We start from the raw sequence: 24977 nt of genomic DNA on the forward strand, positions 1-24977 counted from the left end.
CACTCGGTTCCGCGATTGTGGGGAGTGGCCAGACGGATCAGCCAGGGTAGTCGGGCGCGGCGGGGAGACCGAAGAACTCCTCGAGCGTGGTGTAGCCACCCGCGTGATACGCGGCGGCGAGCTCGGGGCCGATGTAGCGCAGGTGCCACGGCTCCGGGGCGTAGCCGGTGATCGGCGTCTCGCCCTCGGCGTACCGGACGATGTAGCCGTACTCCCACGCGTGCGCGTTCACCCACGCGCTCTCTGCCGTCCCGCCGAAGGCGCGGATGCCGCCGCACCCGCTGCTGCACGACACGACGTCGAGTGCGAGTCCGGTCTGGTGCTCGCTGTAGCCCGGCCTGGCCGACACCTCCTCGGCCGCCTGCTGACCTGTCGCGCTCACGTGCCGCGAGTAGGTGTTCTCCTGCATGCCGTAGGAACGATAGGCGTTGTTCGCACCCAGCACGCCGGCACCGGCATCCGCCAGCCCCGCTGCGAGCGCGTTGATCGCCCCCGCCGGCTCCGCACGCAACGAGCCTGCTGTCGTCGTGGTCTGCAGCCGTGTGGAGACGAGCCCGGTGGGCGTGAACTCGGGCGCGAGCGGACGCGCCTTGTTGACCACGACCCAGATCCGATCGGGATCGCTGAGAGAGATGCACGGAGCATTCCCCGCGGCGACGGACGCACGGAAGGCCTCACCGCCCCCGAAGGCCGCGATCGTTCCCGAGTCGTCGCCGGCGGCGATGGCTGTCTGCACTGCGGCATCCGCGCACGGGTCTGCGGCGACCGTCGCCTCCACGTCCACAGGCGGAAGCTGCATGGCCACGGCTGGTGCGGGCTGCTCGACCACCTCGAGCGCAGGCACGTCGGCGAGCGCCCACAGCGAACCGAGCGCCGTCACCGCAACACCGATGGGCAGCGCGAAGGCCAGGGTCCGGGGTCGCGGCGCGGCATGTCGGGGTGCCATCGCCTCGCTCACCGGTCCATTCTCCCCTGTGCGGCTGAGTACTTTTCGCCTGCGACGACGAGGTTCGAGTCTCGTCGGGCGGGCCTTGTGATTTCTTCGTTCATTTGTTCTAATGAATGCATGCGCTGGCAGGGACAGAGAATCGACGACGCGGATGAATCCGCGCTGCCGGGACTGGAGAACCGCAGCGGGATCATGCGGTCCGTGACGACTCCCGAGTTCGCCGGGATGACGTTCCACGAGGTGCTCGCCAAGTCCGCGCTGAACAAGGTCCCCGGCCCGTCGCGGATGCCCTTCTCCTGGACGATCAATCCGTACCGTGGCTGCAGTCATGCGTGCGTGTACTGCCTTTCTCCCGACACCCTGATCCTGTGCGCCGATGGACGACAACGGCCGCTTTCACAACTCGAGATCGGTGACGAGATCATCGGAACCGTCGTGCAGGGCGCCTACCGCCGCTACGTCCGCACGGTGGTGAAGGCGAAGTGGACGACGATGAAGCCCGCCTACCGGGTTGATCTGGCCGATGGCACCGAGATCATCGCGAGCGGTGATCATCGATTCCTCACCGATCGGGGCTGGAAACATGTGACGGATGCGGAATCGGGGCAGCGCCCGCACCTCACCACGAACAACCGGCTGCTCGGCTTCGGCAATGGCTCCGCCCTCTCGATCGATCATCCTGGTCCCGACTATCGCGACGGATACCTCGCCGGCATGATCCGAGGCGACGGAATGATCTTCCACGGCATCTATCCGAGTGCCGAACGCGTCCGCGAGGTCCACAGGTTCCGACTGGCACTGATCGACGAGGAGGCGCTCGGCCGAACGCAAGCGTTCCTTTCCGAGGCGGGCGCGCCGACCTACTCGCGTCCGTTCGCTGCACAGACGGCGACGCGCAGCGCGGCGACGGCGATCCACACCGCAGTGCGCCGCGATGTAAGCACGATCGAGAAGGTGATCGAGGTTCCCGAATGTCCGAGCCTCGACTGGCATGCCGGGTTTCTCGGCGGCATCTTCGATGCCGAGGGCAGTTGCTCCCAAGGGGTCCTGCGGATCTCCAACAAGGACGAGAAGATCGTCGATCTCATCACTGCCGCCCTCGATGCCCTCGCCATTCCGCACGTCGTCGAAGCCGCCCGTGCCAGCGGAGTGCGCAGCGTCAGGACCATCGGCGGGCTTCCGGTTCGTCGGCGCTTCTTCGAGCTCACTCGTCCCGCGATCACGCGGAAGCTGTCGATCGAGGGCACGGCGGTGAAAACATCCTCTGATCTGCGGGTCGTGAGCATCAGCCCGCTTCCCGGTGAACGTGAGCTCGTCGACATCACTACCGGCACCGGCGACTTCATCGCCAACGGAGTGATCAGCCACAACTGCTTCGCCCGTGGAACGCACCAGTATCTCGACCTCGATGGCGGCGCGGACTTCGATACCCAGATCGTCGTGAAGACCAACGTCGTCGAGGTGCTGGAGCGCGAGCTGCGCCGCGGCAGCTGGCAGCACGAGACCGTCGCGCTCGGCACGAACACGGATCCCTACCAGCGCGCCGAGGGCCGCTACCGGTTGATGCCGGGAATCATCCGGGCACTCGCGGACTCCGGGACGCCGATGTCCATCCTCACCAAGGGCACGCTGATCCGACGCGACATCCCGCAGCTCGTCGAGGCGTCCGATCATGTACCGATCGACGTGCAGATGTCGATCGCGATGTACGACGACGATCTGCAGAAGACGATCGAACCGGGGACGCCGACGACTCAGGCGCGCCTGGACACGGTGCGGGCGCTCACGGATGCCGGATTCCGCGTGACCGTCTTCCTGATGCCGATCATGCCGCACATGACCGACTCGGTGGCGGCGATCGACAGCGCCCTCGCGCGCATCAAGGCGGCCGGGGCCGCGCGCGTCATCTACGGCGCCCTTCATCTTCGCCCCGGCGTGAAGCCCTGGTTCCTGCAGTGGCTCGACGAGCATCGTCCCGACCTGGTCGCGTCGTACCGCGGGCTCTACCCCGGGGTCTCCGCCGAGGCGCCGAAGGGCTATCGGCAATGGCTCGCGAAACGGGTCCGTCCGCTGATCCGGATGCATCGGCTCGACGGACGCGACGAGGACGACCTGTTCGTGGAGAGCCCCCGCGGCATGCGGACACTGCCGCCACGGCCGGCGGCGGCTGCCCCGGCATCCGCTCCTCCGGCACAGCCGATGTTGTTCTGAGCACTGCGGCGGGCCTGCGGCCGCAGGGCGCGTAGGCTCGAGAGCTATGGCTATCGGCGCGATGATCCACACGTTCACGGTGCAGCTCGCCGACATGGACCGCGGGGTCTACGAGGAGCTGACGCTGCGCGTCGCGAAGCATCCGTCCGAGACCGACGCCTACATGCTCACCCGGGTGCTCGCGTACTGCCTCGAGCACACCGATGGCATCGCGTTCAGCGAGGGGCTGTCGTCCACCGAGGAGCCGGCCGTGGTCGTCCGCGATCTCACCGGCCTCACCACGGCGTGGATCGAGGTCGGAGCGCCGGATGCCGAGCGCATGCACTACGGCAGCCGTCTCGCCGAACGCACGGTCGTCTACACGCACCGCGACCCCACCAAGGTGATCGCAGCGTGGGAGGGCAAGCGCATCCACGATGCCGACGGCATCCGCGTCTACAGCTTCGACCCCGGCTTCATCGACGCAGGCACGCGTGTGCTCGAACGCCGCAACACCGCGACCCTGACGGTCACCGAGGCGCAGCTCTATCTGGATCTCAACGGCACGTCACTGTCGTCGACGGTGCACGAGCACCGGATCTGACATCCCGCGAGACGTGGCCTGCGGGGTGAAACCTGGCCAGGCTGACCACGTCTCACCCCGCAAAGCAGGTCGCGTGAGGATCAGGCGGTGAGATCCGCCGTGGTCGGGACGCGACCGGCGATCTCCTCGATGACCTCGTCGCCGACGCGGGCCGGCTCGAAGGGCGCGTCGATCTCGGCGCGCTGGAGCAGTTCGGTCATGCGACGCTGCCGCTGACGCGTGATCAGCGTCACGACGCGACCGGATCGTCCCGCGCGACCGGTGCGACCGGAGCGGTGCATGTACGTCTTGTACTCGTCGGGCGCATCGGCCTGCACGACCAGATCGATGTCGTCGACGTGGATACCGCGAGCGGCGACATCGGTCGCGACGAGGACCTGCACCTTGCCGGACGTGAGGCGCGCCAGATTGCGCGTGCGCTTGGCCTGGTTGAGATCGCCGTGAAGCGAGACTGCGGCGATACCGACCTCTTCGAACTGCTCCGCGAGCATCTCGGCGTAGGCACGGGTGCGTGCGAACACGAGCGTCTGCCCGTCGCGGTCGACGAGCGACGCGAGGATCTCGGCCTTGTCGCGGTGATCGATCACGAGCACGCGGTGCTCGATCGTGCTGGTCTCCTGGTTCTCACCGGCGACCTCGTACACGGCCGGGTCCACGAGGAACTCCTCGACGAGGGCGGCGACCTCGCGGTCGAGCGTCGCCGAGAACAGCAGCTTCTGGCTGCCCTCCGCGGTGTGGCGGAGAATCCGCTGCACCGGCTCGACGAAGCCGAGCTCGCACATGTGGTCGGCCTCATCGAGCACGGCGATCCGGCAATCCGAGAGGTCGAGCTTGCCCTGGTTGATGAGGTCCTCGATGCGACCGGGGGTGCCGATCACGATGTCGACGCCCTTCTTGAGCGCTCCGACCTGACGCGCCTGCGGCACGCCGCCGTAGATCTGCGTCGTGAAGAGGCCGACGCTGCGCGCGATCGGCTGGATCGTCCGGTCGATCTGCAGGGCGAGCTCGCGCGTCGGCGCGAGGATGATCGCTCGCGGGGAGCGGCCGAACTCGCGCTTCTTACCGGCCTGCGATTTCAGGATGCTCTCGACCAGTGGCGCACCGAACGCGATCGTCTTGCCCGATCCGGTGCGGCCGCGGCCGAGGACGTCGCGTCCTTCGAGAACGGCCGGGATGCTGGCGGCCTGGATCGGGAACGGCGAAACCGCACCCATGTTCGCGAGGGTCTCGACGATGTTCGAGCCGAGGCCCAGATCACCGAAGGTCACGTTCTCGACTTCGGCCGCCTGCACGGTCTTCGCCTCGAGGCGCTCGTGCACGACGTCCTCCGCCTGCTCGACCGGAGCGGCGGTCTTGTTCCAGTTGTCGCGGGTCGGGCGCTGCTCGGTGCGACGCGGGCGGTCCTCGTTGTAGCGCGGACGCTCCTGGCGGTCACCGTTGTAGCGCGGGCGCTCGGCGCCACGGTCGGCGTTGTAGCGCGGACGCTCGGCGTCACGACGGGGACGCTCGGCGGCACGGTCGTTGTTGTACGAGGGGCGGTCGCCATCACGACGAGGACGCTCGGCGGAACGGTCGCTGTTGTAGCGGGGACGGTCGCCGCCACGGTCGCTGTTGTACGACGGGCGGTCGCCATCACGACGCGGACGCTCAGCCGAACGGTCACTGTTGTAACGCGGGCGCTCAGCCGAACGGTCGCTGTTGTAACGGGGACGCTCGCCACCACGGTCGCTGTTATACGACGGACGATCGCCATCACGACGCGGACGCTCAGCCGAACGATCGTTGTTGTAACGAGGACGGTCGCCACCACGGTCGTTGTTGTACCGGGGGCGGTCGCCACCACGGTCACTGTTGTACGACGGGCGGTCGCCATCACGACGCGGACGCTCAGCCGAACGATCACTGTTGTAACGCGCACGCTCTCCACCACGGTCGTTGTTGTAGCGCGGACGTTCACCGCCCCGATCGTTCTCGAAGCGGGGACGCTCGGCACCGCGGTCGTCGTTGAAATCACGACGCGGGCGGTCCTCGTTGTAGCGAGGGCGTTCGGAGCCGCGATCGTTGTTGTAGCGCGGGCGCTCGCCGTCGAAACGGCGCTCTCCCCCGGTGAAGCGCGGACGGTCGGATCCGCCGCGCTCGTCACGGTGGTGGGGCGCGTCGCGTCGTCCGGATTCCGCTCGACCGCGGATCGAACGGGCCTCATCCCGGCCAGCGCGCTCCTGCTCGGTCCAGCGGCGCTTGGGCGCTCCGGACTCGGCGGGACGATAGCCGCGGTGCTTGGGGCTCTTGTGCCCGGGTCCGGTCGGGCGCGCCGAGCGCTCGTCTCCGGCATCCGCTCGCGACGGGCGCGCATCGTTGTGACGGTCGTGGAACGGAGTCTTCTTGGCGTATCGCGGCTCGAAGTTGCGCGCGGGCCGTCCACCCTTGGGCTTGTGGTTCTTGGGCATGATGTGTCCTTGTGGGTTCTCGGCACGAGAACAGCCGTCTGCGCGCGCACGCGCAGAGCGATCCGGACATCCGTCGGCCGGGGCCATTCATGTGATGGTTCATGCGCGTCGATCGACGCTCACCATCGGCCCCTGGACTCACACTTCACACAAAAACGCCCGCGCCGATGCGCGGCTGTCCGAAGCCGACCCTTCAAGGGTACCGCGACTAGCTGAGAAGACCCCCGTACGATGTCGGGGTGACTTCTCTCTCCCCCACCGGCACCCAGATCCATCTGCAGCGCGGCGCCGTCACGGCGCAGATCGCGCAGGTCGGAGCATCCCTTCGGTCACTGACCGTCGGAGGCGTCGGCCTCGTGCCGCCCTATCCGCTCGGGGAGCCGACGCCGTCCTGCTCCGGAGTGGTGCTCGCGCCATGGCCGAACCGCGTCCGCGACGGCCGATGGGATGACGAGGGGACGGTCAGGCAGCTCGCCATCACCGAACCGAAGCTGAACAACGCCAGTCACGGCCTGCTCCGCTTCGCCACCTACGAGGCCTCGCAGGGCGAATCGTGCGCCAAGCTGCGCGCCACGATCGTGCCGCAGACCGGCTGGCCGTACGAGCTCGGCACCAGCGTGACGTACACCCTCACCGACGCCGGCATCTCGGTCGAGCACGTGCTCGAGAACCGGTCGGATGCCGCGGTCCCCGTGGCCGTCGGCACGCACCCGTTCGTCACGATCGACGATGTCGACCCGCACGACCTCGTGCTCACCGTGCCGGCGGCGACGCAGTTCGAGGTCGACGACCGCATGCTCCCGACCGGGACGACAGCCGCCCCCGCCGAGCTGCGCGACGGCGTGCGCCTGGGCGACACCGTGCTCGACACCGGCTTCACCGACCTGGCCCGGGAAGCCGACGGACGCGTTCGCCACACCCTCGCCGCACCGGACGGGCGCAGCGTCACCCTCTGGCAGGGTGAGGGCTTCGACTTCGTGCAGGTGTACACGACGACCTCGTACCCCGGCCAGCCGCTCGCCGTCGCGATCGAACCGATGACAGCGCCGGCGGACGCGCTGAACAGCGGCCTCGGCATCCGACGGCTTCTCCCCGGCGAGAGCTGGACACTGCACTGGGGCATCGAACTCGACTGAGCGCCCAGGCGTGTCCGGGTTGTTGCAGGTGTTCTTCCGCAACACCCGCACGAACCCGGACACACCATCAGGGGATGTCCGGATCCGTGCGGGTTGGAGACTCGCCGACCCGCACGAACCCGGACACGCCTTGCACCTCGTGCCTCAGACACTCAGCCACGGGCACTCGGCCACGGGCGATCAGCCACGGGCGATCAGCCACGGGAGCTGGTCCCCGGCCGGAGGCCGGCACAGGCTCAGTGCAGCGGGTTCGCCGGCGGCAGGCCGCTCTGGCGCTCCCGCAACTCGCGACGGGTGCGCGCCTGCTCGCTCTGGTCCACGGACGCGGCGACAGCGGATGCCGCAGCCGCCGCAGCCGCGGCAGCCGCCGCAGCGGCCGAAGCAGCAGCAGCCATCGCCGAGTGCGCCGAGTACGTGGACTCCTCCTCGTAGTGGGTCAGCCGGTGATGGGTCGAACCCGACCGCTCCAGTTCTCTCGACGGTTGAGCGGGCGCCGCCTGGGCCTGCTCGGCCGGACGCTCCGACACGGGCGGCTCATCGCGCCCGCTCGCTGCGGCGTTCGCGCCGACGACGGTCAGTGCGCTCACGAGCGGGTCGGTCGCGGCATCCGTCGCGGGTCCAGGTGCATCCGGACCGTCCTCGGGCCCAGGGCCTGCAGGACCGTCGTCGTCTCCGCCGCGCGCCGAGCGCTTGACCGCTCGACGCTCCTTCGCACCCTCGACGAGGTTGTAGAGCGTCGGCAGCACGATCAGCGTCAGGATCGTCGATGAGACGAGCCCGCCGATCACGACGATCGCCAGCGGCTGCGAGATGAACCCGCCGTGACCGGTGATGCCGAGCGCCATCGGCGTGAGCGCGAAGATCGTCGCCAGAGCCGTCATGAGGATCGGGCGCAGACGCTTCTCGCCACCCGCCATCACGGCATCCCGTGCCGACAGCCCCTTCTCGCGGTACTGGTTGACGAGGTCGACGAGCACGATCGCGTTCGTCACCACGATGCCGATGAGCATCAGGACGCCGATCAGCGAAGCGACGCCGAGCGGCACGCCGGTGACGATCTGCAGCAGGATCGCACCCGTCGCCGCGAACGGCACCGAGACGAGCAGCAGCAGCGGCTGACGCAACGACTTGAACGTCGCCACCATCACGACGTAGACGATCAGAATCGCCGCGAGCATCGCGAGCCCCAGCTGCGAGAACGAGTCGGCCTGCTGCGAGGCGACACCGCCGACCTCGGCGCTGGCGCCGTCGGGCAGGTCGACCTCTTCCAGCGCCGTGTTCACGGATGCCGTCGCCACCGCGAGATCGTCGGATGCCGGCGGCACCGTCACCGTGGCCGTGCGACGTCCCTGCTGGGTGGTGATCGAGGTGGGTCCTTCGCGCTCCTCGACCGTCGCGACGTCCTGCAGCGGGATCATGCCCGCGGGCGTCGGAATGGACAGCGCGCGCAGCTCCTCGACCGTGGTCGGGGGCTCGGGCGACGCGATGTAGATCGTCAGTGCGGTGCCGTCGAGTTCGATGGATCCGGCCTGCTGCGGCTGCATCGTGCTGGAGACGATCGAACCGACCGCGACCTCGCTGAGGCCGATCGCCGCCGCGGCATCCCGATCCACCACGACCGCGATGTACGGCAGCGAGGCGGCGAGGTTGTCGGTCACCGTGCCGATGCCGTCGCGGTCCTCGAGCTCGGCGGTCACGGCATCCGTCGCCTCCTGCAACGCCTCGGCGCTCGGAGCGGTGATGTCGACCTCGATGTCGCTGGAGCCGAAGCCGGCAGACGCGGCGACCGTGATCTCACCGACGTCCTCGAGGTCGGCGACGGCATCCTGCACGTCGGCGCGGAGCTGCTCCTGGTCGACGTCCGGATCGGTCTGGATCGAGTAGTTGATGCCGGCGCCGCCCGAGAAGGCGTCGCGCAGCGACGAGCCGCTGGAGCCGATCGAGACCTGGACGGTCTCCACGCCGTCGACGTCCATGAGGACGTCCTCGACGACCGCGGCCGCCTCGTCCTGGGTCTCCAGGCTCGCGGTCGGACCGAGATCCTGCGTCACGGTCATCGTGTTCTGGCCGGAATCGCTGAGGAAGTTGACCTTCATCAGCGGTGCCGCGGCGAGCGTGCCTGCGAGCACGATCACCGCGAGCACGACCGTGACGGCGGAGTGCTTGAGCGTCCAGGTGAGGATCGGGCGATACGCCTTCTGCAGCTTCGACGGCGGAGCGTCGGGGTGCTCAGGGTCGATCTGCTCACCACGCTCGTCGAGCAGCGGCTTGCCGGGGCGGAGGAACCAGTAGGCGAGCACCGGCACGATCGTCAGCGCCACGAGCAGCGACGCCGCCATCGCGATCGTCACCGTCATCGCGAACGGGCGGAAGAGCTCCCCGACCATGTCGCCGACGAACACGATCGGCAGGAACACCGCGACCGTCGTGATCGTGGATGCCGTGATGGCCCCCGCCACCTCGCGGACGGCGAGCACGATCGCGCTCATCTTGTCCGCGTCGCCGACGTAATGCCGCTTGATGTTCTCGATCACCACGATCGAGTCGTCCACCACGCGCCCGATCGCGATCGTCAGAGCGCCGAGCGTCAGGATGTTGAGCGTGTAGCCGAACGCCTGCAGACCGATGAACGTGATCAGCACGCTGGTCGGGATCGAGATCGCCGTCACCAGCGTCGAGCGGATCGACAGCAGGAACACGAGGATGATCACGACCGCGAACACCAGACCGAGCAGACCCTCGGTCGCGAGCGTCTCGATGGACTGCTGGATGAACGGAGCCTGGTCGAACACGACCGTGAACTCGGCATCCGGGAACGCCTCGGAGATGTCATCCAGCGCGGCCAGCACCCCGGAGGACACCTCGACCGTGTTGGCCGACGGCAGCTTCGTGATCGAGATGGTGATCGCGTCCTCGCCGTTGACGCGCGAGACCGAGGTGACAGGGTCGGAGTCGAGCTCGACCGTCGCGACATCGGCGATCGTCGCATCCGACCCCACGAGCGGAAGCGTCGCGATCTCGTCGACCGAGCCGAGCTTCGCGCCGGTCTGCACCGTGAGCGTCTCGCCGTCCTCGGTGATCGACCCGCCGGGGAAGAGCGTGCCGTTCTGCTTCAGCGCCGTGTCGATCGCGTCGGTCCCGACGCCCCGCTCGGCGAGCGCGGCAGGGTCGGGCGTGATCGTGATCCGCTGGCCGATGCCGCCGACGATCTCGGCGGCGTTCACGCCGTCGATGTCCTCGAGGTCGGGGATCGCGACGTTCTCGAGGTCGGCCTGTGCGGTCTGCGCGTCGTCGAAGCCGGTCACCGCGATCTGGATCACGGGCAGGTCGTCGATCGACACCGACAGCACCTGCGGTTCGACCTCCTCCGGGAGCTGCTGCGAGATGCGGTTGATCGCCTGCTGCATCTTCTGCTCGGCCGTTGCGAGGTTCTCACCGTAGGCGAAGGTCGCCTGGACGATCGACGCGTTGGTCGTGCTCGTCGCGGTGGTCGACTCGAGGCCGGGTACACCCTGGATCGCCGTCTCGATCGGCGTGGAGACGTCGTTCTCGACGACCTCGGGCGAGGCGCCGGGGTAGCTGGTCATGACGATCAGGGCCGGCAGCTCGAGCGAGGGGATGAGTTCCTGCTTGAGGCTGTTGAGCGCGAGTCCGCCGAAGACGGCCGCGACGATCGTCACGAGGGCGATCAGTGCGCGGTTCTTCAGACTCAGGACGGCGAGTTTCGACAAGGCTGTTCTCTCTCGGTCGATCAGACGGATGCTGTGGTGGACGGAGCCGACGCCGGGGAGCGGAGGATCCCGGCGAGGGCGTCGCGGATGAGCTCTTCGTCGAGCGGCTCGTCGTGGATCTGTGAGTGCCACAGTACGCCGTCGATGAAAGCGGCCGCCGCCCTGGCGCTGTCCACTCCGTGAACGGGGGCGATGAAGCCGACGACCTCATCGGACCAGTGGCGGGCGAGTTCGCGCACGCGCGGATCGTGCACGGCGGCGGTGACGACCGCGCGTTCGGCCTGGATGCTGCGCGCATCGACGAGCGCGCGATGGATGAGCCGCGCGAGGGCCTCCGGGGTCACGCCCTCGGCGACGACGGTCTCACGGGTGGCATCGAGGCGCAGGTCGACCTCGGTCGCCAGTGCATCGAGGGCGGCATCCCGCAGGTCGTCGAGGGTGTCGAAGTACTGCGTCGTGGCTCCGAGGGGGACGCCCGCCCTCGCCGCCACCTTGCGGTGCGTGAGCGCGTCGACGCCGATCTCGACGATGAGCTCCGCCGCCGCGTCGATGATCGACCGGCGGCGCGCTTCGGGGTCGCGTCTGCGGCGCTGATCCATGACTCCCCTTCTGGACACGAGTACATGTACTTATGTACAGGATCTGTCTGTGCGGCGGCTGAGCCGGGGGTGATCGGTCACATGAGAGAACCGAGAGCGAGCCCCGCACCGGCGGCGAGCGCCGAGAGGCCGAAGGTACCCAGCAGGTGGAGGGCGGCCGACGCTCGGGCGCCGTCCTTCCAGAGACCGACGGCGTCCAGCATCGCCGTGCTGAACGTCGTGTACCCGCTGAGGAATCCGGCACCGACGACGAACAGCGCGTCCGGCAGGGTCGCCGTCACGAGCCCGAGCGCGAACGAGCCGCTGATGTTCACGACCACGATGCCCCACGGAAATCGCTGCGTTGGGGAACCCGTTCGGGGCCCTCGCCTCGGTCCGATCGCGGCGGTCACCCCGACGTCGACGAGATACCGCGTCCCCGCCCCGAGGCCGCCCGCGACGGATGCCAGCAGGAAGAGCAACGGTGTCATCGTTCTATGCTCCGCGGCGTCGCCAGGCGCAGGCCGCCCCAGGCGGCGATGGCGCCGAGACCCAGGCTCGCCACGACGAGGGCGATCGTCCACCACGGAGCGCTGTGCCACAGTTCGATCGAGCCGATCGCGAACGCACTGTACGTCGTGAAGCCACCCAGAATCCCCGTCGCCAGGAAGACGCGCAGGTCGGACGAGGCCGGAAGCCTGGCGGCCAGGATGCCGATGAGCAGCGCCCCGACCACGTTCACCAGGAGGGTCGCCACGACGCCGGCGGCCTGCGGGATGGCCAGCCCGACCAGGAGACGGCCGGCCGTGCCGAGGCTTCCTCCCATCATGACGAGTAGAAGTCGGCGAAGGCTCACGCCGACACTCTAGTCCGGAGGCCCCTGGCAGCGGGGCGCTCGCCTGTCAAGGCGCTGGCGGCGACGGAAGCGCAGGTCCTTGACTGTGCCTATGAAACCCCTCTGGAAGGTCGACCAGCCTGCGCTCCCGACGACCCCGTTCGAACCCGGGGAACGACACGACGTCATCGTCGTCGGCGCCGGACTGACGGGACTCTCCACCGCCTTCATGCTGGCGCGCGCGGGCATGGACGTGGCGGTCGTCGAGGCCGGCGGGATCGCGCAGCTCACGACCGGTGCGAACACAGGCAAGGTCTCGTTGCTGCAGGGGCAGCAGCTCGCGCGGCTGCGCCGAGACCATCCGGCGTCGCTCGTCCGCGCCTACGTCGATGCGAACCGCGCGGGGATGCAGTGGCTCACCGATTTCGCGGACACCGTCGGAGTGCCGTACTCACGACGCACCGACCACACCTACGCGCAGAGCCCGGGCGGACTGGATGCGGTGCGGGATCAGCACGCGGCCGCACGGGAGGCCGGGCTGGCGACGAGACTGCTGGGGCCGGACGCGCTTCCACCGGTTCCGTTCCCGCTCGTCGGCGCTGTGGCACTCGACGATCAGGTCGCCATCGACCCCGTGCAGGTCGCGCGGGCCCAAGCCCGCGAACTGGTCGCCGCAGGAGGGACGCTGCATGTCGGCATCCGCGTCACGAGGGTGCACGCGCTGCCGACTCCGCACGTCGACACGACGTCCGGACCGTTGTTCGCTCGCCACATCGTGCTCGCGACGGGGACGCCGATCATCGATCGCGGCCTGTACTTCGCCAAGGTCCGCGGGCTGCGGTCGTACTGCGTCTCGTTCCGGATTCCCGGGCCGGCGCCGGAGGGCATGTTCATCTCCGCGGGCGGTCCGACCCGCTCGATCCGTCCGGTCGCAGCCGCGGATGGACCGGACTCCGCGCAGCTGATCGTCGGCGGCAACGGCCACTCCGTCGGCCGTTCCGATGCGGAGACGGCCCAGATCGACGACCTCGTGGATTGGACGCGCGAGCACTTCCCCGGGGCGGAGGAGACGCATCGCTGGTCGGCGCAGGACTACGAATCGCACAACCTCGTCCCCTTCGTCGGTGCGATGCCGCGCGGTCTCGGTCGCATCCGCTTCGCCACCGGCTACGGCAAGTGGGGCCTGTCGAACGGACCGGCGGCTGCCCTGCGGCTCGCCTCCGAGATCCTCGGCGCCCCTCGGCGGGAGCGGCCACGATGGATGACGACGCTCGGCACCAGGATGACCGTCCCCGCCGACCTCGCACGCGCCGGCGCAGAGGGTGCGAAAGTCGCCGGACAACTCGCCAAGGGCTGGGCCGGCGCCGAAGCACGGTCGACGCCGCTGCCTCGGCCAGCGGAGGGATCCGGTTCGGTCGGCAATCGCGTCGGATGCCCGGTCGCGATCTCGACGGTCGACGGCGTCACGCGCGCGGTCGACGCGGTGTGCCCGCACATGGGCGGCATCCTCGATTGGAACGACGCCGAGCGCACCTGGGACTGCCCCCTGCACGCCTCGAGGTTCGCACCGGACGGCACCCGTATCGAGGGGCCTGCACTGCGTGATCTCCGCCGGCTGCCGCGGTCGACGCAGCACTGACTCAGGCCGGCCGCCCCTGCTCGTCCCAGCCGCGCTGCGGCGTGTCGCATGTCTCACGGAACACGTACTGGGAGGCGAGCCGACGCTGACTGCTCGACCAGTCGATCGCCGGACGGCGCTGCTCCGGCGGCAGGTACCCCAGCCTGTAGACGGCCATGAGCTCGAGGTCGTCCGGAACGCGGAGCAGCTCGACGATCTCGTCCCAGCGCCCAGGCGCCTCCATCGGAAAGGAGATGAACTGGATACCCATGCCCAGTTCGACCGTGGTGAGCCAGACGTTCTCCATCGCGGCTCCCATGCTGAACACCGAGTAGAAGGAGGACAGCTCGCCGGGACGGTACTCGCTGCGATCGAGCATGACGCCGAGCAGCAGCGGCGACCCCTCCACGAGTCGACGATTCTCTGCGCCGAGCGTCTTGGGCACGCCGAGGGCGTTCATGAGCGTCTGCCCCCGCCGGGTGAAGACCTGACCGGTGAAGGGTCGTAGCGGTGCCGGCAGCTTGTCGAACAGCATCCCGCTGCGCTTCTCGTCCATCTCCGCCTGGCTGAAGCGGAAGTAGGGCTTGTACCGTTCGAAGAACGTCCCGTTCGACATCGTCTCGGTCATGCTCTCGCCGGAGATGCGGGCGATCTGCCGGATCGTGTCGCGGTTCTCGATCACGACGAACCGCCACGGCTGACTGTTCAGCTGCGAGGGCGCCCGACCGGCTGCTTCCAGAAGCACCCGCTGGTGCTCTTCCGAGACGGGGTCGGGCAGGAACGCCCCGTTCGTGGTCTTGCGGCGACGGATGGCGTCGAGCAGTTCCATACGACTCACTTCCTTCTGTCCGGATCGAGCGCGAGGACGACGAGACTCGCCGCGAAGAACGGCGCGGCCGAGAGCGCGACGAGCGGATGGCGTCGCCCACGGGTTCCCGCGAACGGGATCACGGCCAGTGGCACGACCGCCGGCGCCAGGGCGACCGCCGCGCGGCCACGCGGCGCGCGGCGACCGCTCCGGATGCCCGAACCGAGCGCGACCGCAGTGGTGGCGCAGGTGAGCACGAACAGGGCGTGATGCAGCCAGCGGAACCGGCTCGTGTCGATGGCCTTCGTCGCGACAGCCGTACCGAGCGCGCAGTTGAGCAGGTAGCTCAGTGCGGCCAGCACGAACAGCGGCGGTGTGACCAGGCGTCTGTCGCGCATGAGTCGACCATAGGCCTCGCCACTGCGGACGCGCACGTCACGCACCGCACGCCGCGAGACTTGGTCTGTGCGGTGAGACCTGCCGAGCCTGGCAGAGTCTCACCGCACAGAGTACGTCTCGCGGGCCTACAGGTTCGTCTCCGCGTAGATGCGGAGCGCATCACGGACGAACTCGGCACCACGGGTGCTGCCGTCGGACGTCGCGTAGTTCGCGCCGAACCGCGGATCGGCGACGTACATCTCGCCGAGCCCGATCACGTAGCCCTTCACGTCACCGCCCGGCACGGCCGCCGGCGTGCCGGGGACGCCGGTCAGCCAGTCGACGTGACGTCGAGCGATGCCCTGCGCTTCGTCCGAGGCCGGGTCGATGCCGCTTTCGGCGGCGGCGATCCAGTCGCGTCCGAGGTCGGACACCAGCTGCTGCCAGTCGGCGCGCTCGGCATCCGTCATGCTGCGCCACCAGCGGTCGCTGTCGGCGTAGGCCTTCTTGCCCCAGCGGTCCTCGACCTCCTCCTTGTAACGGGTGTGGTCGAAGCCGTCGAACATGTTCTCTGCCATGAGTTCTTCACCTCCTCTCAATGCGTTGATGGTGGATTCGACCGAGGCGATCTGGCGCGTCAGTCTGGTCTGCTCCTCGCGCAGCAGCGCGAGGTGGGTTTCGAGAGCGGATGCCTCGGCGCGTTCCCTCGACAACACCTCGGCGATCTGCGGCAGCCCGAGTCCGAGCTCGCGCAGCAGCAGGATGCGCTGCAGGCGCACGAGCGCCTGCTCGTCGTAGTGCCGGTAGCCGTTGTGCGCGATGCGCGTCGGCGCCAGCAGCCCGATCTCGTCGTAATGACGGAGCGTCCGGCTGGTCGTTCCGGCCAGTCGTGCGATCTCCTGGATCGACCAATCGCGTGTGCCCACGGCATCCTCCTCTCGTTGCGATATCTCCACCGTAGAAGTTGACGTTGCGTCAAGGTCAACTCGATCCGAGAAGAATCTTCTTGACAATCTCGAGATATATCGTGTTACGCTCGACACACGCGATATATCTCGATATCGCCGAAACCCAGGAGAGACCGACATGACCGAGAAGTGGCTCATCGCCCCCGGCGAGGAACGCGTCATCGACATCGCCCAGGCGACCAAGCTGAAGATCGGCCTGGTCGGCGGCCAGGTCGATGTCGTCGCGCACGACGAACCCGGCATCCGCATCGAGGTGCACGGCGTCACGACCAAGGACCTGCGGATCGAATCCGACGGCACGCAGATCGAGATCGATCATCCGCAGATCGGCTGGGACAACTTCCTCGAAGTGTTCCGCAACTTCGGCTCCGGCGGCCCCAAGGCCGAAGTCAGCGTGGCGGTGCCGCGCGGCATCGCCCTGAACCTCGGTGTCGTCAACGCCGGCGCCCTGGTCTCCGGACTCGCGAACGACGCGAAGCTCAACACCGTCTCCGGCGACATCATCGTCGACACCCACACCGGCGACCTGTCCGTGAACACGGTCTCCGGCGACGTGCAGATCCGCGAGCTGACGGGATCGATCAACGCCAACAGCGTCTCCGGTGACGTCGCCGTGACCGGTTCGGTCCGCAAGATCACGATCGACACCGTCTCGGGAGCGATCTGGGCCGACGCGACCGGGAACATCAACACGATCAACCTCAACACGGTCGCCGGCAACAGCACGATCCGACTCGAGGAGACGCTCCCCGCCAACTACGTGATGCGCTCGATGAGCGGCCGCGTGCTGATCGACGGCATCGACCGCGGCTCCTCCGGTCCCACCAACTACACCGGCTCAGCCGGCGAACTCGCCGGAAGCTTCGTCGACGTACGCACCAACTCGGTCTCCGGCGACATCACGGTGCTGCGCCAGCCCGTGCGCACGGTCGCCGACGACGAGGAGTGGGAAGCATGAGCCCCGCCGTCTTCTCCCACGGAGACCTGCGCCTGTACCTGCTGTCGCTGCTCGCGGAGTCCCCGCAGCACGGCTACGGCATCATCCAAGCGCTGACGGACCGTACCGGGGGGACGTACACGCCCAGTGCCGGCACGATCTACCCGCGTCTCGCGAAGCTCGAGGAGGAGGGCCTGGTCACCAAGACCGTCGACGGCCGCACCACCATCTACGCGATCACGGATGCCGGTCGCGCCGAACTCGCCTCCCGCGAGGACGACCTCGCCGGCATCGAGGACGACCTGGCCGACTCGGTCCGGCTGATCGCCAACGAGGTGCGCCAGAGCGTGCAGGAGGCGATGAAGAGTCTCCGCGCCGATCTGGCCGCCGCCGCGAACGAGGAGCGGAAAGGCTCCCAGTCGCGTCCGCGCGGAGCAGGGCCGGATGACCCACGAGTGGCCAGCCGCGAGCAGCTCGGCCGAGCGGATGCCGTGGTCAACGCCTTCCGGGCGCGCATCCGCAGCGACCTTCGGACGCACGTGGCTCGCGGCGGGGTGCTGCCGGCATCCGTCGTCGGCGATCTCGAGGACGCCCTGGACACGGCGGCGAAAGCCGTGACCCGCGCGCTCACCGACTGACGAGCGGAAGGCGCTACTCGGTCCAGATCTCGGCCTGGTCGTCCGGCACCGGCTCATCGAGCGGGACGACCAGGATCGAGCGCGGCTGACGGTGTGCGAGCCGAGCCGCCACGGAACCCGTGAAGAACTCGCGGACGGACTCTCCGAAACCGCGCTTGCGCGTGCCGATGACGATCAACTGCGCGTCGAGCTTGCCCGCAAGCTGCTTGATCGCCAGGGCGGGGTCGCCGACGAGCTGCCGAGAGGTCCAGGTCAGCCCACTGCCCTCGAGCGCCCTCGTGGCGGCCTCGGTGACATGCTCGAACTCGGCCGCACCGGACTCGATGTTCATGTCGATCGGCGCCGAGTGCACGTAGCCGTCCGGGTCCTCGTAGGTGACGAATCGCGTGACGTCGACGTGGACGACCACGAGCGGCGCCTTCAGGAGCGTCGCGTAGTGGATCGCCTCCTGCAGCACGCGCGGGTTCTGGTCCGGCTGCATGCCGACGATCACGGCTTTGTGCAGCTCGGCGTTCTGAACGGCTTCTTCGGACGACGTGGAACCGGCATCTGACATGCGGATCGTTCCCTTCCCCGGGTCTCGGGCGGCCAGTGAGTCTGGCCCCCGTGCTATCCTGAATGCTACTCTTACCGGCCGTCAGCCGGTGTCGTGAATGCGCGGGCCCCAGATGCCCGCAGCTTAGATCGTGAGGGGGTCTCGCGCATGGGCCGTGGCCGTCAGAAGGCGAAGCACACTAAGATCGCCCGCGAACTCAAGGCGTACAGTCCTTCGGTGAACTACTCTGCGCTGGAGCGCGAGTTGGCTCACCCGAGCGACTCGGACGAAGACGCCTACGTCGACAAGTGGGCCGACGAGTACGCAGACGAAGACGAGGACGAACTCGAAAAGGCTTGACACCCTGAGTTCGCGAATCGAAGACCCCGCCGCACTGCGACGGGGTCTTCGTCGTACCCGTGCCCATGGCAGGATGCTGTGATGCCCCGCGTCGTCGCCCTCTACCGTCACCCCGTGAAGGGCTTCACTCCTGAGCCGCGCGATGATCTGCTGATCCAACCCGACGGCCGCGTGGCCGGCGATCGCGTCCTGGCATTCCGGTTCGCGGATGCCGCGACGCCGGAGGATCGCGACGGGCTGGAGTACTGGCCGAAATCGAAGGGACTCGCGCTGGAGTCGTTCCCGACTCTGGCCGAGCTCCGTCTCTCCTACGACGACACCGGCCGACGGGTACGGATCATGCACGCCGGCGCGCTCCTCGTGGAGGCTGGGCTGGACGACGAAGGACGACGCGAGCTCTCCGACGCCGTCACCGAATTCGTGATGCAGTCCGCCGAGGCGAGGCGACTGAACCGACCGGGGAAGCTGCCGATCGTGCTGGTCGGCGACGGCGAGCGCTCACGGTTCCAGGACCGTCCGCGCGGGTACGTATCGGTGCACAGCACCGGGAGTGTCGCCGCACTCGGCGAAGCGCTCGAACAGGACATCGATGATCGCCGATTCCGTTCGAACGTCGTGATCTCCGGTGTCGACGCCTGGGACGAACTGGAATGGAGCGGTGAAGTCCGCGTCGGCGAGGTGCGGTTCCTGACGGCCGGGCCGATCGTCCGATGCCTGGCGACGCACGCCAACCCCGACACGGGCGTCCGCGACGCGAAAGTCCTCACGACACTGACGACGCGCGTCGGACAGCGCGAGCCGACTCTCGGCCGCCTCCTGCTGCTGCCCGGTGTCTCCGGGGACGTCGACGATCGCGGTCAGGGCGGTGTCATCCGCGTCGGTGACGAAGTGATCGTCGGCTGACCCGACCTGCGGCAAGCAGTCGATCAGGATCCGACGAACTCCTCGGCATCGCCGAAGGAAGGGCGTTCGCGGATCTCGACCGTGTCACCCAGACGCTCGACGTCGAACACGACGATCTCGTTGTCCCCTGCCTGCCAGAGCGGCGCAGGGGCGTACAGCGTCTCCTGCGGCCCGATCTCCCAGTAGCGCCCGAGCAGGAAGCCGTTCAGCCAGACCATGCCCTTCTTCCCGCCGGGAAAGGCGAGCCACGCGTCGAGCGGCTCCGCGATGTCGAAGTGCGCGACGGCGACGCCGTCGCGACCAGGGGTGCGGACCGTCGTGTCCGGCCGCTCCTGCGGCACGATCCGGTGCCGCCACCCGTGGACAAGGCGACGTCCGATCGTCACGCCGCGCATGATGCCTTTGCCCTCGCCCGTGTACGGCCCGTAGTTGATCCGGCCGAGGCTCTCCACGACGATCGCGAGCCGAGCATCCCGACGGGCCGCCGGGAGGGTGAGCGACGTCGCCCCGTCGCGTTCCAGCGTGCCGAGCCGGTCGTCGTCGAGGTAGACGACAGCACGGTCGTGCAGGCCGTCGACGGCGAGCGTCGCACCGTCGACGAACGAGACGTCGGCCTCGTACACGACGAACCCGTCTTCCGCGCCCAGTTGCTCGAACGTCTGCGGCAGCGGGGGACGTGCACCGACCGTCGGCAGAGCGCGCAGGTGATCGAGCGACGATGCGATCGGCGTGAGCGCCGCGGATGCCGCCGGCAGCCGCCGAGGGGCGGCGGGGATCTCCGGCAGTGCTTCGGTGCGGAGCGGCGCGAACAGCGCGCGCAGCGCATGAAACTTGTCGTTCAGCGTCCCGTCTTCGCCGATCGGGGCGTCCGAGTCGTAGCTGGTGACGGTCGGCTGGAGGACACCATCGTGGTTGGCTCCGTTCCACAGCCCGAAGTTCGTGCCGCCGTGCGCCATGTAGATGTTCACCGAGCCGCCGGCATCGAGCAGCTCGCGGACGACGCCCGCCGCACTCTCCGCGGACCGGACGTGATGACGCTCGCCCCAGTGGTCGAACCAGCCGCCCCACAGCTCGCTGCACATCAGCGGTTCATCCGGACGGCGCAGTTCGACGGCCTTCGACACCCCGGATCCGAACGTGAACGTCGTCATCGCACCCGGAACACTGCCGTGCGCGACCATGTCCGCGGTCGTGCCGTCGGCCGTCATCAGCATCTCGACGACTCCCCGCGTGCGCAGCCCGTCGCGCAGATGAGTCAGGTACTCCGCGTCGCTGCCGAACGAGCCGTATTCGTTCTCGACCTGGAAGGCGACGATCGGCCCGCCGTGCACGGCCTGCAGCGGAACCAGCCGCGGAATCAGCTGGTCGTACCACCGGTCGACCGCGGCGAGATAGGCCGCGTCGCTGCTGCGCAGCGCGCTGGTCCGACCCGACAGCCAGAACGGGATGCCGCCGTTGGACCACTCCGCGCAGATGTAGGGGCTCGGACGCATGTAGACGTCCAGACCACTTCGCCGGCGATCCGCACGAACCGCTCGATGTCACGCCAGCCGTCGAAGCGCACATCACCCTCCGCCCGCTCGTGGAAGTTCCACGCGGCATAAGCGTCGACGGTGTTCGCTCCCATCGCGGCCAGGCGGCGCAACCGGTCTTCCCACTGGTCGGGATGCACGCGGAAGTAGTGCACGGCTCCGGCCAGGACCCGGTGCGGGCGTCCGCGGCGCATGATCGAACCGTCGTGGATGGCCAGCGCAGGGTCTGGAGAATGGGCCATGGCGCTCCTCGTCGAGTGCCTGCTCAGCGTACTCGGCACGAAGCCCCGAATCATGCGGGCGGGCGGATCACCCCGTCACCGCGGCGCGGTCGACCGTGAACTGCTGGGCACGGCCGTCCGGCGCCGTGACGGTGACTTCGGCGACGCCGCTCCCCCCGGGGAACACCCGGAGGACGAGCCCGTCGAGATAGTCGTAGTCCGGCCGGTCGGCGCGCGCGCCCCAGGGCAGAACGGCACCGGGGCGGGCGTAGAGCGGCAACGTGGTGAAGCCGTGCGTCTCACGCACCCAGCGGCCGCCCTCCACGCTCTCGCCCGTGAACAGACTGGTCCACGTCCCGGCCGGAAGGTAGAACTCGACCTCTCCGGAAGCCGTGAACACCGGCGCGACGAGGAGGTCGCCGCCGAGCATGTACTGGCGGTCGAGATAGGCGACGGCCGGATCGTCCGGGAACTCGAGCGCCATCGGCCGCATGAGGGGAACGCCGGTGCGGGTTGCGTCCAGGCCCGCCTGGAACAGGTAGGGCATCAGGCGCATCTTCAGCTGCGTGAAGATGCGGGTGACCTCGACCGCCTCCTCGTCGAACGCCCACGGCACACGGTACGACTTCGAACCGTGGAAGCGGGAATGGCTGCCGAGCAGCCCGAACGCGGTCCAGCGCTTGAAAACGCCGGGGTCGGGTGTGCCTTCGAACCCGCCGATGTCGTGACTCCAGAATGCGAAGCCGCTCATCGCCAGCGACAGCCCGCCTCGGAGCGTCTCCGCCATGGAGGGGAACGTCGAGGTCGAGTCGCCGCCCCAGTGCACGGGCATCGTCTGTCCGCCCGCGGTTCCCGAGCGCGCGAACAGCACGGCCTCGCCTTCGCCGCGCTCCTCGACGAGCACCTCATGCACGGCCTTGTTGTAGAGGTGCGCGTAGAGGTTGTGCATGCGAGAGGGGTCGGACCCGTCGAAGTAGTCCACCTCGAGCGGGATGCGCTCACCGAAGTCGGTCTTGAAGCAGTCGACCCCCTGTCGCATGAGCCGCCGCAGATGCTCCTGATACCAGGCCGTCGCGTCCGGATTGGTGAAGTCGACCAGGCCCATGCCGGCCTGCCACAGATCCCACTGCCACACCGATCCGTCCGGCCGGGTGACGAGGTATCCCTGTGCGGCGGCCTCCGCGAACAGCGGCGAGCGCTGACCGATGTAGGGATTGATCCAGACGCACACCCGGAGGTCCCGCTCATGCAGTCGGGACAGCATCCCCTCCGGGTCGGGGAAAGTGCGCGGATCCCACTCGAAATCGCACCAGTTGAACTCGCGCATCCAGAAGCAGTCGAAGTGGAACACCGAGACCGGCAGTTCGCGCGTCGCCATCTCATCGATGAACGAGGTCACGGTCGCCTCGTCGTAGTCGGTGGTGAAACTCGTGGAGAGCCACAGGCCGTACGACCAGGCCGGCACGACGGGCGGGCGACCGGTGAGCGCGGTGTACCGGGTGAGCACGTCCTTCGGGTTCGGACCAGCGATCACGAAGTACTCCAGCACCTCGCCGGGCACCGAGAACTGCACCCGCTCCACCGTTTCGGAGCCGATCTCGTAGGAGACATGGCCGGCGTCGTTGACGAGGACGCCGTACCCGCGGTCGGAGAGATAGAAGGGGACGTTCTTGTACGCCTGCTCGCTCGAGGTGCCGCCGTCGGCGTTCCAGACGTCGACGGACTGCCCGTTCTTCACCAGCGGACCGAAGCGCTCGCCGAGACCGTAGATGAGCTCGCCGACTCCGAGGTCCAGCTGCTCATGGACGAAGGTGTGCGGCCGCGCGATCGTGCCGTCGGCCCGAGGCACGCTCACGATCCCGGGGTCGACCTGCGCGTCAGGAGCGAGGCGCACATAACCCTGCGCCTTGTGCCCGCTGCCGGTCACCCGGCGACCGTCGACCTCGAACGCCAGATTCCACGGTGCGCCCGGCGTGATGCGAGCGGTGAGCGCACCGCTGGTGAGTGTGCCGCCGTCGCCCGTGACGGATACCTCGGCCTCGGCGCCCGGTTCGATCTCGGCGAGCGGGAACCCTCCGTGCCACCGGCCGCCTTCGTGGTGCGCGATGCGGACCCGGATGACGCCGTCCATCGGCGAGGAGAGCGTCACCGTCAGCACCGGACGGTTGAGCGTGTCACCACGGCGACCGATGACGGCGGTCGGGGCGGTGACGACCAACCCCTCGCCGTCCGCCGCGGCATCCGTCTGCCAGATGTCGTACGCCTCCTGCGCGTACAACGCCGTGACTCCAGGCCGAAGCTGCCAGAAACCATCGGTGAACTTCATCGCTTCTCCCGTTCGGCGGGCCGGAATCCACCTCGCGGATCGATCACAGAACCCATTTTGTCATGTCACGAAACATAATACCGATGGCGAACGGAAGACGCGAACCGACGCGGCACCGAGTGACGCCGCGGTCGCGTCAGACGAGCAGTCGGCGCATCGCAGCGACGGCGGCACCGCGCGCGTACAGCCCGAACTCGAAAGCGGGGCGCTCCACGAGCACCTCGTCCGGGTAGCCCTCCTCGAGGAACTCAGCGAGGGCCGAGCGGACGTGCTGAGGCGCGATCTCGAGCATGTCCGTGCCCTCGCCCATCACGGCGACCACCTCGGGGTCGAACGCGTTCACCGCTTCGGCGATCGCCGCCCCGAGAGCGCGGGCGGCATTCTCGAACGCCGCCCGCGCCACGGCGTCCCCGCCGCGTGCCCGCTCCAGCACTCGCTCGTAGTCATCCGGCTCCGCTCCCGCATTATGGGCGATCGCCGGCATCGTGACGAAGCTGTGCACGCAGTCGACGTGACCATTCGTGCACGTGCGTCCGCGCCCGCCGATCCTGGTGTGCCCCACGCGGCCGGCTCGACCATTGGCCCCGAGGTGGAGTTCTCCGCCGATGACGACCCCCGAGCCGACGCCGGCTCCCACGCCGTACACGACCAGCGACGAATGCCGTGCGCGCGTGCCGAACCAGTGATGTGCACCGGCGAGCGCGTGGACGTCGTTCACGATCGCTGCGGGCAGATGCGCGGCCGACGTCACGAGATCCGCGAGTCGGACCGCATCCCAGCCGAGGAAGTTCGAGTGATGCAGGATCCCTCCGCCGTCCGGCGTCTCGGAGACGTCGCCGGCCACGGCGATCCCGATCGCGACGACCTCACCGCCTTCGACGTCGGGGACGGACCGGGCGATCAGGTCGACGACGTCGGTCACCTCGCGACTGGGCAGCGGATGCTCCGCTTCGGCCACGACCCGCGCCTGCAGGTCCGTCACGACGAGGTACATCGTGTCCGCCGTGAGCTTCACGCCGGCGAAATGGGCCGCATCGGGACGCAGCCGCAGCATCTCCGCCGGCCGCCCTCGTGACCCCGAGACGTGCAGGGCTCCCTCCAGCACGAAGCCGCCGTCGATCAGACCGCGCGTCACACGGGTCAGGCTCGTGCGCGACAGACCGAGGCGCTCGGCGATGCGCACCCTGGGCTGCTCACCATGCAGCAGAAGCTCGAGGAGCACCCGGCGCTCGGTGTCGGGAAGACCGGGCCAGATGGCGACGGCCGACGAGGAGACGGACACC

General features: G+C 68.5%; 21 protein-coding genes and 1 pseudogene. 8 read left to right on the forward strand and 14 right to left on the reverse strand.

The window, feature by feature from the left end; genetic code table 11:
- Window positions 1-37 precede the first annotated feature (37 nt).
- Complete coding sequence (locus tag OED01_RS14125) at window positions 38-958, reverse strand: M15 family metallopeptidase (protein WP_264155920.1); 921 nt, start codon at window positions 956-958, stop codon at window positions 38-40.
- A 108-nt stretch (window positions 959-1066) separates the two neighbouring features.
- On the opposite strand from OED01_RS14125, the gene OED01_RS14130 reads away from it, so the two are divergent.
- Window positions 1067-3160 carry an intein-containing Rv2578c family radical SAM protein gene (locus tag OED01_RS14130; RefSeq protein ID WP_264155921.1) on the forward strand — a complete coding sequence of 698 codons (2094 nt, stop codon included), beginning with the start codon at window positions 1067-1069 and terminating at the stop codon, window positions 3158-3160.
- Between the two features lie 46 nt (window positions 3161-3206).
- Window positions 3207-3743 (forward strand): YaeQ family protein, encoded by a 537-nt coding sequence (locus OED01_RS14135; protein WP_264155922.1) that lies wholly within the window; start codon window positions 3207-3209, stop codon window positions 3741-3743.
- An 80-nt stretch (window positions 3744-3823) separates the two neighbouring features.
- Here the strand turns inward: OED01_RS14135 and OED01_RS14140 are convergent, their stop codons facing one another.
- A complete protein-coding gene (locus OED01_RS14140; protein WP_264155923.1) occupies window positions 3824-6190 on the reverse strand; it encodes a DEAD/DEAH box helicase in 2367 nt (788 codons plus the stop codon).
- Window positions 6191-6429: 239 nt separating this feature from the next.
- Between OED01_RS14140 and OED01_RS14145 the strand changes: the two genes are divergently transcribed.
- The gene (locus tag OED01_RS14145; protein WP_264155924.1) at window positions 6430-7326 is read left to right on the forward strand and encodes an aldose 1-epimerase family protein; all 897 of its coding nucleotides are present in this window, start codon (window positions 6430-6432) and stop codon (window positions 7324-7326) included.
- Between the two features lie 236 nt (window positions 7327-7562).
- Here the strand turns inward: OED01_RS14145 and OED01_RS14150 are convergent, their stop codons facing one another.
- The 4 genes from OED01_RS14150 to OED01_RS14165 all read right to left on the reverse strand — a co-directional run bounded on the left by OED01_RS14150 (window position 7563) and on the right by OED01_RS14165 (window position 12491).
- Window positions 7563-11057 (reverse strand): efflux RND transporter permease subunit, encoded by a 3495-nt coding sequence (locus OED01_RS14150; protein ID WP_264155925.1) that lies wholly within the window; start codon window positions 11055-11057, stop codon window positions 7563-7565.
- Window positions 11058-11077: 20 nt separating this feature from the next.
- Window positions 11078-11656 (reverse strand): TetR/AcrR family transcriptional regulator, encoded by a 579-nt coding sequence (locus OED01_RS14155; protein WP_264155926.1) that lies wholly within the window; start codon window positions 11654-11656, stop codon window positions 11078-11080.
- A 77-nt stretch (window positions 11657-11733) separates the two neighbouring features.
- A complete protein-coding gene (locus OED01_RS14160; RefSeq protein ID WP_264155927.1) occupies window positions 11734-12126 on the reverse strand; it encodes a fluoride efflux transporter FluC in 393 nt (130 codons plus the stop codon).
- A complete protein-coding gene (locus OED01_RS14165) occupies window positions 12123-12491 on the reverse strand; it encodes a fluoride efflux transporter FluC (protein WP_264155928.1) in 369 nt (122 codons plus the stop codon). The genes OED01_RS14160 and OED01_RS14165 overlap by 4 nt, the downstream gene beginning before the upstream one ends.
- A 91-nt stretch (window positions 12492-12582) precedes the next feature.
- Here OED01_RS14165 and OED01_RS14170 point away from each other — a divergent pair, with 91 nt between their 5' ends.
- On the forward strand, window positions 12583-14109 hold the full coding sequence (locus tag OED01_RS14170) for an FAD-dependent oxidoreductase (protein ID WP_264155929.1): 1527 nt from the start codon (window positions 12583-12585) through the stop codon (window positions 14107-14109).
- Window position 14110: 1 nt separating this feature from the next.
- Here OED01_RS14170 and OED01_RS14175 read toward each other — a convergent pair whose 3' ends face one another.
- The 3 genes from OED01_RS14175 to OED01_RS14185 form a co-directional block, all read right to left on the reverse strand.
- Entirely contained in the window at window positions 14111-14917 is an 807-nt protein-coding gene (locus OED01_RS14175; RefSeq protein ID WP_264155930.1) for a nitroreductase family protein, read from the reverse strand.
- 5 nt (window positions 14918-14922) lie between these two features.
- Window positions 14923-15294, reverse strand: a complete 372-nt coding sequence (locus OED01_RS14180; protein WP_264155931.1) for a hypothetical protein — start codon at window positions 15292-15294, stop codon at window positions 14923-14925.
- A 126-nt stretch (window positions 15295-15420) separates the two neighbouring features.
- Window positions 15421-16200 carry a MerR family transcriptional regulator gene (locus OED01_RS14185; RefSeq protein ID WP_264155932.1) on the reverse strand — a complete coding sequence of 260 codons (780 nt, stop codon included), beginning with the start codon at window positions 16198-16200 and terminating at the stop codon, window positions 15421-15423.
- A gap of 160 nt (window positions 16201-16360) precedes the next feature.
- On the opposite strand from OED01_RS14185, the gene OED01_RS14190 reads away from it, so the two are divergent.
- Both OED01_RS14190 and OED01_RS14195 read left to right on the forward strand, forming a co-directional pair.
- Window positions 16361-17200: a DUF4097 family beta strand repeat-containing protein gene (locus tag OED01_RS14190; protein ID WP_264155933.1), complete on the forward strand. Its 840-nt coding sequence runs from the start codon at window positions 16361-16363 to the stop codon at window positions 17198-17200.
- Entirely contained in the window at window positions 17197-17817 is a 621-nt protein-coding gene (locus OED01_RS14195; protein ID WP_264155934.1) for a PadR family transcriptional regulator, read from the forward strand. Before OED01_RS14190 ends, OED01_RS14195 begins: the two co-directional genes overlap by 4 nt.
- Before the next feature lie 13 nt (window positions 17818-17830).
- Here OED01_RS14195 and OED01_RS14200 read toward each other — a convergent pair whose 3' ends face one another.
- Window positions 17831-18373 carry a universal stress protein gene (locus OED01_RS14200; protein ID WP_264155935.1) on the reverse strand — a complete coding sequence of 181 codons (543 nt, stop codon included), beginning with the start codon at window positions 18371-18373 and terminating at the stop codon, window positions 17831-17833.
- Between the two features lie 147 nt (window positions 18374-18520).
- On the opposite strand from OED01_RS14200, the gene OED01_RS14205 reads away from it, so the two are divergent.
- A complete protein-coding gene (locus OED01_RS14205; protein ID WP_264155936.1) occupies window positions 18521-18712 on the forward strand; it encodes a DUF3073 domain-containing protein in 192 nt (63 codons plus the stop codon).
- A gap of 81 nt (window positions 18713-18793) precedes the next feature.
- Window positions 18794-19615 (forward strand): MOSC domain-containing protein, encoded by an 822-nt coding sequence (locus OED01_RS14210; protein WP_264155937.1) that lies wholly within the window; start codon window positions 18794-18796, stop codon window positions 19613-19615.
- A gap of 23 nt (window positions 19616-19638) precedes the next feature.
- Here OED01_RS14210 and OED01_RS16475 read toward each other — a convergent pair whose 3' ends face one another.
- The 4 genes and pseudogenes from OED01_RS16475 to OED01_RS14230 all read right to left on the reverse strand — a co-directional run bounded on the left by OED01_RS16475 (window position 19639) and on the right by OED01_RS14230 (window position 24976).
- Window positions 19639-20010, reverse strand: coding sequence for a hypothetical protein (locus OED01_RS16475; protein ID WP_413231630.1), 372 nt, complete (start codon window positions 20008-20010; stop codon window positions 19639-19641).
- A 12-nt stretch (window positions 20011-20022) separates the two neighbouring features.
- Window positions 20023-21443 (reverse strand): annotated as a pseudogene (locus OED01_RS16480) (glycoside hydrolase family 35 protein); the annotation flags it as partial.
- A gap of 13 nt (window positions 21444-21456) precedes the next feature.
- Window positions 21457-23694: an alpha-xylosidase gene (yicI, locus tag OED01_RS14225; protein ID WP_264155939.1), complete on the reverse strand. Its 2238-nt coding sequence runs from the start codon at window positions 23692-23694 to the stop codon at window positions 21457-21459.
- Between the two features lie 136 nt (window positions 23695-23830).
- Window positions 23831-24976: an ROK family protein gene (locus tag OED01_RS14230; protein WP_264155940.1), complete on the reverse strand. Its 1146-nt coding sequence runs from the start codon at window positions 24974-24976 to the stop codon at window positions 23831-23833.
- Window position 24977 lies beyond the last annotated feature (1 nt).

Origin of the sequence: Microbacterium sp. M28 (genome assembly GCF_025836995.1) — a bacterium.
GTDB lineage: Bacteria > Actinomycetota > Actinomycetes > Actinomycetales > Microbacteriaceae > Microbacterium.

Coding starts and splice junctions, on each gene's coding strand:
- OED01_RS14130 (WP_264155921.1), top strand. CDS start 1,067: ATGCGCTGGCAGGGACAGAGAATCGACGACGCGGATGAATCCGCGCTG.
- OED01_RS14135 (WP_264155922.1), top strand. CDS start 3,207: ATGGCTATCGGCGCGATGATCCACACGTTCACGGTGCAGCTCGCCGAC.
- OED01_RS14140 (WP_264155923.1), bottom strand. CDS start 6,190: ATGCCCAAGAACCACAAGCCCAAGGGTGGACGGCCCGCGCGCAACTTC.
- OED01_RS14155 (WP_264155926.1), bottom strand. CDS start 11,656: ATGGATCAGCGCCGCAGACGCGACCCCGAAGCGCGCCGCCGGTCGATC.
- OED01_RS14160 (WP_264155927.1), bottom strand. CDS start 12,126: ATGACACCGTTGCTCTTCCTGCTGGCATCCGTCGCGGGCGGCCTCGGG.
- OED01_RS14170 (WP_264155929.1), top strand. CDS start 12,583: ATGAAACCCCTCTGGAAGGTCGACCAGCCTGCGCTCCCGACGACCCCG.
- OED01_RS14175 (WP_264155930.1), bottom strand. CDS start 14,917: ATGGAACTGCTCGACGCCATCCGTCGCCGCAAGACCACGAACGGGGCG.
- OED01_RS14180 (WP_264155931.1), bottom strand. CDS start 15,294: ATGCGCGACAGACGCCTGGTCACACCGCCGCTGTTCGTGCTGGCCGCA.
- OED01_RS14190 (WP_264155933.1), top strand. CDS start 16,361: ATGACCGAGAAGTGGCTCATCGCCCCCGGCGAGGAACGCGTCATCGAC.
- OED01_RS14195 (WP_264155934.1), top strand. CDS start 17,197: ATGAGCCCCGCCGTCTTCTCCCACGGAGACCTGCGCCTGTACCTGCTG.
- OED01_RS14200 (WP_264155935.1), bottom strand. CDS start 18,373: ATGTCAGATGCCGGTTCCACGTCGTCCGAAGAAGCCGTTCAGAACGCC.
- OED01_RS14205 (WP_264155936.1), top strand. CDS start 18,521: ATGGGCCGTGGCCGTCAGAAGGCGAAGCACACTAAGATCGCCCGCGAA.
- OED01_RS14210 (WP_264155937.1), top strand. CDS start 18,794: ATGCCCCGCGTCGTCGCCCTCTACCGTCACCCCGTGAAGGGCTTCACT.
- OED01_RS16475 (WP_413231630.1), bottom strand. CDS start 20,010: ATGCGCGGCGTGACGATCGGACGTCGCCTTGTCCACGGGTGGCGGCAC.
- yicI (WP_264155939.1), bottom strand. CDS start 23,694: ATGAAGTTCACCGATGGTTTCTGGCAGCTTCGGCCTGGAGTCACGGCG.